The following is an 8,389-nucleotide window of genomic DNA, read 5'->3' as shown; positions in this document are numbered from 1 at the left end:
TGTGAAAAATATGTCATTGTCTGAGCGAGTCTATTCTTGTATATGCGGTGTAAATCTCGATAGAGATTATAACGCAGCTATCAATATCAAAAATGAAGCAATACGCCTATTAGCGTTAGCATAGATAGTAATAAAATAACCCTTGGAACAAGGGAGTTAGCTCGGATGTCTTAGGACGAATTCGTTAGCTACCAAAAGTAACGACTAACCGAGAAGCCCCCACTTCAAACAGTCCGTTAGGACGTTAAGTGGCGGGTAGTTCACCTATTAACAATCCTTTTTATATCTTCTACACTTACTGAAGTTGCTTCCTCTATGATTTCAACTGAAACACCTAAATTGAAAAAGTTTTGTATTAAATGAATACTTTCTTGTTCTCTTGCTTTTTGATCAACCTCTAATAATTCTTGTAATAAATCTGTACTCATTGTAAACACTCCTCATATTTTTTTTAATAACAAAGCAAATCAACCATCTTCTCTGTTTTCTTAGAAATTTTTTTTATAATAAAGAAAAGCTGATGGATAAAACCTCCATCAGCTTTTCTATTTCTTGCTATTCAATTAGAAGCTAATCGTCGCTGCTTCCTCTCCTGAACTAATCATTCGTTGTTCAATCTTTCCTAGCAGTTCCTTTATCTTACTTGAATAAAGTTTAACTGCTTTCGTAGATTGAGCATTCATAAGCTCTTCTGTCCATTCTGCTAAATCTTCCTTTTCTTGATCATCTAGATAATCAAAAACTTCCTTTCGAGACATGGGGCTCACCTCACCTCAACTCAACTCTTTGTATTTGGCCGTTACATAACCAAATCTCCTCATCTCTCTATTTCTATTTATACCAGATTACTCCTCTTTCATTCCTTATTCTTTTTTTCGAGTTCGGTCAATTTCTTTGAAATCGACTGAATCTCGTTGCTTTTGACTTGTTCCGTTGCCAAGCGATTGTGCAGCAAGAAGGCTTGCCCTGAAACCCCAGCAAGAATACTCACCTTAAGAATTTCCATCATTGTTTCAGGGTTAAACATTGCGACACCAACGAGTGAAGCAATACTGCCTACAAACATCTCTCCCAAGAAACCCGGGTGAAATGCAAGCTTGCTCTTACGAGGCAACAAAACTTTTTGTTTGTGATGTAATGACTAGCCAACCCTGAGACCATACCAGCCACAACTGACACAATTACTGTAACCAACATAATATGCACCCCTTTTCGAAAAACTTTTGACATTGCAGCAGCAGTTTCTATTTAATAATTAGTTCCTATGACATAGCATCACCCCTTTCAGGCAAAAACAAATAACCTTCCAGGAAAATGAATTGTTTACACAATGAAATAAGGTAACATAAAGTTCCTTTTTGTGTAATTTCATTAACCCGAAAGGTTATAAGTAGTTATTGATATAAAAAAGAAAAAGAAAAAAATGCAACTAAATTATATCACAATGAGGTTTGTTTTATCTTTAAATTCAGAAAGTTTTTCTATTATTTAACTTTCTCAAGTTAACAAATCAAATTCTTTGATACCTTTATACTTTCTAATAATTCGAAAACCTGATTATTATTTACTTTTTTCAATCTCCTATCAATTATGCTGTAAAGTACAATACAATTTTAATGAATATAGAATGCCAGTATCTCAAATGCTACCTGTTTTTCCTCAACGTTTTCATAATTGTATAAATTTATTATTCTAGTTCCTGTCTCATGTATTAACCACAATACCTTACGCTTAAATAAGAAATAATACTATATATCAAAAAAATAAAAATCTTCTTGATATCCTATTAGCTTATTTCGTATTATATTTTCCATCTTTATTAATTCTGTATATTTTCCCAAATCTATTTCTGTCGGTGCAATACAGGTATTCCCGTCTAAATTTTTTCAAGAATTTGCAATGTCTTCAGTACTTCGTTAAAACTGCTTTTTTTGTTTCTTTTCTCTCTTTCCATTCTTTATTTTCGCGATTATAAATAGACACATTCATCAATATACACTCCTTTTTTATCTTTTTTATTAAAATAAGGTTCTATGACGAATATTACAAGTTACCATCTTATTGTTACTATCTTCAATTACATGTTGTTCTTTTTGATACTGATCCCATTCAGCGGCTGTGATATATGAGATAACATCTCCTACATGAATATAAACCGTATCACCTACTCTAACACCTTCGAGTTCTGTATCGATTCTAATTAATCGTTTGGTAATAAGTTTCCCTTTAGTAATTTTCCATCGATAAGCATTTAAAGTAACAGGATGTATTGTTTCTGAAAGTCTCAATAAATGATTCAAATTATCACTCCTTTTTTAAGCAAAATAAAAAAGCAACCTAAAAGGAGAAGACATAACACATTAAAAATGCGTACTCTTCAACCCGATAGGTTGCTTTAATTACAGAAAAAAAAGAAAAAAATTATATACTTATTATACCATATCAATAACTAAAAACAGCCAATTCATATATAAAATCAGTGTAGCCACTCTATAATTTTTATGAACATATAATTCTTAATCCCCAAAATAAAAAACCAATATTTTTATCTTTTCACTACAATACATGTAAATTTCATCTCCATTTTTTTGCTGAGAATCCAATGCTAATTAACCAATGATTTCAAAGCATTACCCACCAGACGCATTCCCTCTCTTCAGTTATTAAATTTAAGAAGTTTACTCATTATTCCAGAAAGAAAACATTAAGATTTTATGGTACAATAATTATTTGTTTCGTATATTAGAAAGGAGAAATTTATGAATTTAATTAAAATTAAGGTGACTGCATTATGCTTTGTATTATTTTTATCGGCATGTTCGCCAGCTCAGAATGACTATGATTTTAAGAACGATAAGGATGGCTATTTAGAAGCTGTCGCAGAAAAGGAATATTTAATTAATAAAGAGTTAGAGGAAGTTGAAGATACATCAATTTCTGTTGATGAAAGAAAAAAATATATTGACAAAGCAATTTCTATTATGAAAGAGGCAAAAAAGATCTCTGCACCATCTGAATATAGAACTGCAGATAAAGAATATGAAAAATATCTAGATTTATTTGCTAAGTTAGTAGATGAAGCAAAAGGAAACCTTAAAAATGTAACTGCTGTACATAAAAGCTTTAGTGAAAAGGATTTAGAAAAGTTGGTTAAGCAGTATGAAGCTTTTGAAAAATCCTTAGGTAGTGATGCAAAAGAAAGTCTAATCAAAAAACAGCGGGAACACAGACGTGTAACACAAGAGGAATATATCGATGTAGTTAGGGTAGAAATTAGGAAGTTTTATGATTGTTTTGGAGATGGAAAACTATCTGAAAGAAGTTCATATGAAATAAAAACGCTTGAAAAAAATGCTAGGGAACACTTATATAAAATATCAGGTACTGTTCCACCTAAGAAGTTTGATGATGCAGAGAAAAAATATAGAGAAGCAGAAAAAAAATTCCACGAACTCTTAGATTTACTATATTTTGACCCAGAGATGAAAGAAAGTAAAACAGCTGAAAAAGTTCCTGTTTTATTTGATGAGGGTATGAAATTGAATAATGAGTTTATGGATATGTTAATAAAAGATAAATAATAGAATAAACTCAATTAGGTATATAAATTTCTGCACAAATTAATTCATTATGAAGTGAAGTGTATGGACTTATAAATCCATACACTTCTACTATTCTACTCACTCTAAATTAACGTTTTTAATCTATTAACCTTCTTGCCCTAATAGAATTTCTTCTTCACAATCTGTACAACATGATAATATTTGATAACCGCCTACAATTTTAGTATCATAAAAATCTGATTTTCTTCCACAAAATGTACACTTATTCATTATTCATTCTCCTTTCAATATCCCGTTTGATACTCAAAATCAAATTACATATTTTAAATAATTATTCTTTAATACCCTTATTTGTTAGATTAAACAGCTTTCTTTGTTCCTCAGTTACAGGAAATACCCTGCTGTATCCCTTTTTCGCATGAAATACCATATGATGATTTAAAATCAAATATTGATTAACAATAAAATTCAACATATTATTAACCGCCAAAGCCGAGTATTGATTTGTAATGCGCCTTTGTGGCTGCGATACTATTACTTGATCACACGAAATATCACTGGGTGCTATTGTACCCTCATCTGTTAAAACATCTGGATACAATTCAGCAACAGGTGCTAAAATTGTTTCACCTTTCACTCTTAGCCCTGTTACTGTTTGCCCTGTATAACCGCTCTCTTCTTGTTGTTTTATAATTTCCTCATTTGGATTTCCTTTTATTAAATCCACTGCATTATTCCTTGTAATCTTGTGTAAAATAGTATAATTTCCAACTATTTTAGGCCGCATATAATCAACAGCTGCCACTATAGATTCAGGTTGAAAGTTCTGATCCAATAGCTCTTTAACCAAGAATGAATCTTCACGTATAAACTTTAGAACTTTTGCTAAATCAATAGGTACCATTAAATTAGCCACATCTGATTCACGATTATTCATCTCTAACAAACAATTCTCAAATTCTTTGTAATTAAAGACGGGCACTTTTTTTATCATTTTCATAGTCGATATATCCACCCTTCTTAGAAAATAAAAAAGACAAGGAATTGATCCTCGTCTTTTTTATAACTGCCATTAATTTTTCTCTTCATATTCAATTACTATAACCAAAAGCGGTTGGCCTTGTTCACGTTCCATGAACCGGCTTGGTGTTATTTTTTTAACTATTTTCCCATGATTAGTACAATACTTCAAAAAACCATTCACTTCTGCATCAATTCTTAATGCATCAGCAATAATAGTTCTAATTTGTACTAACATAATAAATTCCTCCTAATATTTTTTTATTTTAAATATGTAATTTCAGAAATTCGAAATCCATCTATTTCTGGTACATATTTAAATTCCAGAATTAAGTCGTTTTGTTTTACCAAAAACAATCCTTTTTTTTACTTTTGTAACAGTTCTTGGTTCTTCATAATTAAATAGACTTGGTTTACTTTTATAAGTAACTTTGTAATTCTTATCTGTACTAAAATAGTCTGATGTAAATTCATCAGCTAATTCTGCAGTAGTTATATGATTTCCTAAAAACATTTCTAGTTCTTTTTTGTTTTGATAAATAGTTACGTGACCGTTCTTATCAATATCATCAAATATTAATTTGAATTGCCCACCTATGTCATTAATCACATTTTGTGATAATTCATCTTCAAGCAAATAATCGTATTGAATCTTTTTTTCAAATCTTCTACTTTGATTGAAGTTAAAGCATCTGTTTGAGGTTCATCCTTTATAAAGGTGTTATATAAAACCAACACCATAGCTAAAACGCCTAATACTAAAAATAATCTTTTAATCTTCATAAAATCTTGATCCTTTCACAATGTGATGTTCTCCAAAAAAACGCAAAAAAGCCCTTTTCGGAGTTATATTTAAAAAGAAAGTAAAAGTAAAAAACTCAAACTATCTTTGAAAATCGAAACCCCGAAAGGGCTATAGTAGTTATGGATATAAAAATTGAAATTAAAAAAAGGTATACTTAATTTTAACAAATTACACCTACAAAAACAACAATGTTCAGAATATTTAATCCGTTAAATTTATGTTATGATGAATATAATAAACCCTCAGAATGGAGTTTGATTTATAATTGAAAAAACGTCTAATTTCTGTTTTTCCAATATTAATATTTATAATTGGCGTTACCTTACTTTTACTAAGACAGTTCGTTTTTTTTCCATATAAGGTTTCTGGAGTCTCTATGGAAAATACCTTATTTAATAATGACAAGGTTTTAATTAATCACCTCACCCATTCAATAGACGATCTGCAAAGATTTGATATAGTTGTTGTTAATCCCCACCTAGAAAACACTTCTAATAATAAAACAATTATAAAAAGAGTAATTGGTTTACCTGGAGATACAATAGAATATAAATCACAGCAGCTTTATATAAATGGACTTGTGGTAAAAGATCTATACGCAAAAGGTAATACAGCTGATTTTTCATTAAAAAGTATTTACGGTTTCGATAGGGTTCCGAATGATACAATTTTTGTATTAGGAGATAATCGCGAAGAAAGTTTAGACAGCAGATTTAAAGAAATAGGCTTTATAAATTTGAATAATATAGAAGGCAAGGTAGTTCTACGCTATAAACCACTCAATAAATTTATGAAATTGTAATAGAATTAATTAAACATATAAAAAAGCTCCAACTGTAGGACAGTCGGAGCTTTTTACAATATAATTTTGATTAGTTAAGTTCGACTGATACAAAAACTGATAGATGAACCTTCTAAAATCTTATTTAGCTACATCATTAGAATTTAATGCAAGTAATCCATTACCCTGCTCTTTAGATGTTGTTTCTGCTGTTTTCTGTTCTGGCTTTTCTTTCTCAAGAACTACCACATTTACTGTTTCAGTTGAGCTGTTTCCTGCCTTATCAGTTGCCGTTACTTGAACTGATATTGTGCCTGGCTTACTTGTATCATATGCTCCTACTGTTACTATTGGATTTGAATCTTTATTATCTTTTACACTCGCTAAACTTCCTGGACTTAATTTATCTCCCACATGTACGGTTACAACTTGTTTCGCTGTTATTACTGGTGCTTCCGTATCCTTCTCCTCTTCCTTTTCTACTACTTTTACTGTTACCGTTACAGTTGAGCTGTTACCCGCATTATCAGTTGCCGTTACTTGAATTGATATTGTACCTGGTTTACTTGTATCGTACACTCCAACTGTTACTACTGGGTTTGAATCTTTATTATCTTTTACTTCTACTAAATCTTCTGCATTTAAGCTATCTCCTACATGTACAGTTACATCTTGTTTTGCTGTAATTACAGGTGCTTCTGTATCTTTTTCCTCTTCATTTTCTACTACTTTAACGGTTACTGTTGTACTTGAGCTATTTCCTGATGCATCTGTTGCCGTTACTATTACTTGAATTTCCCCTGCTTTACTTGTGTCGTATGCTTCCACTGTTACCACTGGGTTTGGATCTTTATTATCTCTTACGTCTACCAAATCTCCTTTGTTTAAGCTATCTCCTACATGTACAGTTACACCTTGTTTCACTGTAATTACTGGTGCTTCCGTATCTTTTTCTTCTTCTTTTTCTACTACCTTAACGGTTACTGTTGTACTTGAGCTATTTCCTGATGCATCTGTTGCCGTTACTGTTACTTGAATTTCCCCTGCCTCACTTGTATCGTACGCCCCCACTGTTACCACTGGGTTTGGATCTTTATTATCTCTTACGTCTACCAAATCTCCTGCGTTTAAGCTATCTCCTACATATACAGTTACACCTTGTTTCACTGTAATTACTGGTGCTTCTGTATCCTTTTCTTCTTCTTTCTCGACTACGTTGACAGTTACTGTTGTACTTGAGCTATTTCCCGATGCATCTGTTGCCGTTACTGTTACTTGGATTTCTCCTACCTTACTTGTATCATACGCTCCCACTGTTACCTCTGGGTTTGGATCTTTATTATCTCTTACGTCTACCAAATCCCCTGTATTTAAGCTATCTCCTACATATACAGTTACACCTTGCTTCGCTGTTATTACTGGTGCCACTGTATCCTTTTCTGGTTTTGTTGTACCACCACCATCATTATCTCCACCTGTTGGTGGTTTTGTACCGCCTCCACCATCGTTACCATCTCCGCCTGTTGGTGGTTTTGTACCGCCTCCACCATCGTTATCATCTCCGCCTGTTGGTGGTTTTGTACCACCTCCATTATTACCTTCACCACCTGTTGGCGGTTTCACTTCCCCGCCACTAGTGTCACTAGAAGTAGGTGGCTTTTTATCATTATTAATTGGAGGTATTGAGTTATCTGCAATAGCCACACCATCATTAATATTTAGATCGCCACCAAATACAAAGTTCTTACTATCCTTATTATCCGAGACAGAAGGATTGTTTGTTGCTGATGCAATTGAAGTATTTAAATCTGAAAAACGATTATTTGATTTATCACCGTCAATAACTGATGCTAAGTTTCGATCTGAGTTTATAGCTGCGGTTGCAATTGAATCTGTTAAGTCATCAAATTTCTTTTTGGTTTTGATATTTTCAATGATACCGGCTAAATTTTGATCAGAGCTACGTTTTGCATTATCAATGATTTCATCAAAATCATTAGTATTTAGATTTTCAGTCGTTTCATTCTTACTTTCATCTTTCTTCTCATCTTTTTTCTTTTCTTTTTCACTATCCTTTTTCTTTTTAGATACTGATGCCGTTTTAGTGCTCTTTTTTTCAGAAGAAAACAGCGAGCAGCCTGTAACTACCCCAACACTTAAGGTAGTTACAGTAGTCGTAAGTAACACTTTCTTTAAAATTTTCGAATAATCTAAAGGCAC

The 8,389-nt window shown here is 32.1% G+C and carries 10 protein-coding genes and 2 pseudogenes; 3 read left to right on the top strand and 9 right to left on the bottom strand.

The window, feature by feature from the left end:
* On the top strand, positions 1 to 124 hold a 124-nt coding region (locus tag ACTFR3_RS28550), incomplete at its 5' end, for a zinc ribbon domain-containing protein (protein WP_272514186.1).
* A 136-nt stretch (positions 125 to 260) separates the two neighbouring features.
* On the opposite strand, the gene ACTFR3_RS28545 is transcribed toward ACTFR3_RS28550, so the two are convergent.
* The 4 genes and pseudogenes from ACTFR3_RS28545 to ACTFR3_RS28530 all read right to left on the bottom strand — a co-directional run bounded on the left by ACTFR3_RS28545 (position 261) and on the right by ACTFR3_RS28530 (position 2,300).
* Positions 261 to 428, bottom strand: coding sequence for a hypothetical protein (locus tag ACTFR3_RS28545; protein WP_017657947.1), 168 nt, complete (start codon positions 426 to 428; stop codon positions 261 to 263).
* A gap of 135 nt (positions 429 to 563) precedes the next feature.
* Positions 564 to 758, bottom strand: coding sequence for a hypothetical protein (locus ACTFR3_RS28540; RefSeq protein ID WP_074593310.1), 195 nt, complete (start codon positions 756 to 758; stop codon positions 564 to 566).
* A 98-nt stretch (positions 759 to 856) separates the two neighbouring features.
* Positions 857 to 1,197, bottom strand: a pseudogene (locus ACTFR3_RS28535) (DUF4257 domain-containing protein).
* 821 nt (positions 1,198 to 2,018) lie between these two features.
* Positions 2,019 to 2,300: a hypothetical protein gene (locus tag ACTFR3_RS28530; protein ID WP_173602540.1), complete on the bottom strand. Its 282-nt coding sequence runs from the start codon at positions 2,298 to 2,300 to the stop codon at positions 2,019 to 2,021.
* A 459-nt stretch (positions 2,301 to 2,759) separates the two neighbouring features.
* On the opposite strand from ACTFR3_RS28530, the gene ACTFR3_RS28525 reads away from it, so the two are divergent.
* Positions 2,760 to 3,581 carry a hypothetical protein gene (locus ACTFR3_RS28525; protein ID WP_440045090.1) on the top strand — a complete coding sequence of 274 codons (822 nt, stop codon included), beginning with the start codon at positions 2,760 to 2,762 and terminating at the stop codon, positions 3,579 to 3,581.
* 126 nt (positions 3,582 to 3,707) lie between these two features.
* On the opposite strand, the gene ACTFR3_RS28520 is transcribed toward ACTFR3_RS28525, so the two are convergent.
* The 4 genes and pseudogenes from ACTFR3_RS28520 to ACTFR3_RS28505 all read right to left on the bottom strand — a co-directional run bounded on the left by ACTFR3_RS28520 (position 3,708) and on the right by ACTFR3_RS28505 (position 5,366).
* Positions 3,708 to 3,833: a hypothetical protein gene (locus ACTFR3_RS28520; protein ID WP_440045089.1), complete on the bottom strand. Its 126-nt coding sequence runs from the start codon at positions 3,831 to 3,833 to the stop codon at positions 3,708 to 3,710.
* A 61-nt stretch (positions 3,834 to 3,894) separates the two neighbouring features.
* On the bottom strand, positions 3,895 to 4,563 hold the full coding sequence (locus tag ACTFR3_RS28515) for a hypothetical protein (protein ID WP_440045088.1): 669 nt from the start codon (positions 4,561 to 4,563) through the stop codon (positions 3,895 to 3,897).
* A 72-nt stretch (positions 4,564 to 4,635) separates the two neighbouring features.
* Positions 4,636 to 4,821: a hypothetical protein gene (locus ACTFR3_RS28510; protein WP_048538506.1), complete on the bottom strand. Its 186-nt coding sequence runs from the start codon at positions 4,819 to 4,821 to the stop codon at positions 4,636 to 4,638.
* Positions 4,822 to 4,844: 23 nt separating this feature from the next.
* Positions 4,845 to 5,366 (bottom strand): annotated as a pseudogene (locus tag ACTFR3_RS28505) (peptide ABC transporter ATP-binding protein).
* A 287-nt stretch (positions 5,367 to 5,653) separates the two neighbouring features.
* On the opposite strand from ACTFR3_RS28505, the gene lepB reads away from it, so the two are divergent.
* Positions 5,654 to 6,190: a signal peptidase I gene (lepB, locus tag ACTFR3_RS28500; RefSeq protein WP_048538507.1), complete on the top strand. Its 537-nt coding sequence runs from the start codon at positions 5,654 to 5,656 to the stop codon at positions 6,188 to 6,190.
* 120 nt (positions 6,191 to 6,310) lie between these two features.
* On the opposite strand, the gene ACTFR3_RS28495 is transcribed toward lepB, so the two are convergent.
* Positions 6,311 to 8,389, bottom strand: coding sequence for an adhesin (locus ACTFR3_RS28495; protein ID WP_440045087.1), 2,079 nt, complete (start codon positions 8,387 to 8,389; stop codon positions 6,311 to 6,313).

It is taken from the genome of Bacillus cereus group sp. MYBK14-1 (assembly GCF_051916885.1).
Taxonomy (GTDB): Bacteria; Bacillota; Bacilli; order Bacillales; family Bacillaceae_G; genus Bacillus_A; species Bacillus_A cereus.
The sequence above is the reverse complement of the archived record's forward strand: the minus strand, read 5'-3'. Positions and strand labels throughout refer to the sequence as shown.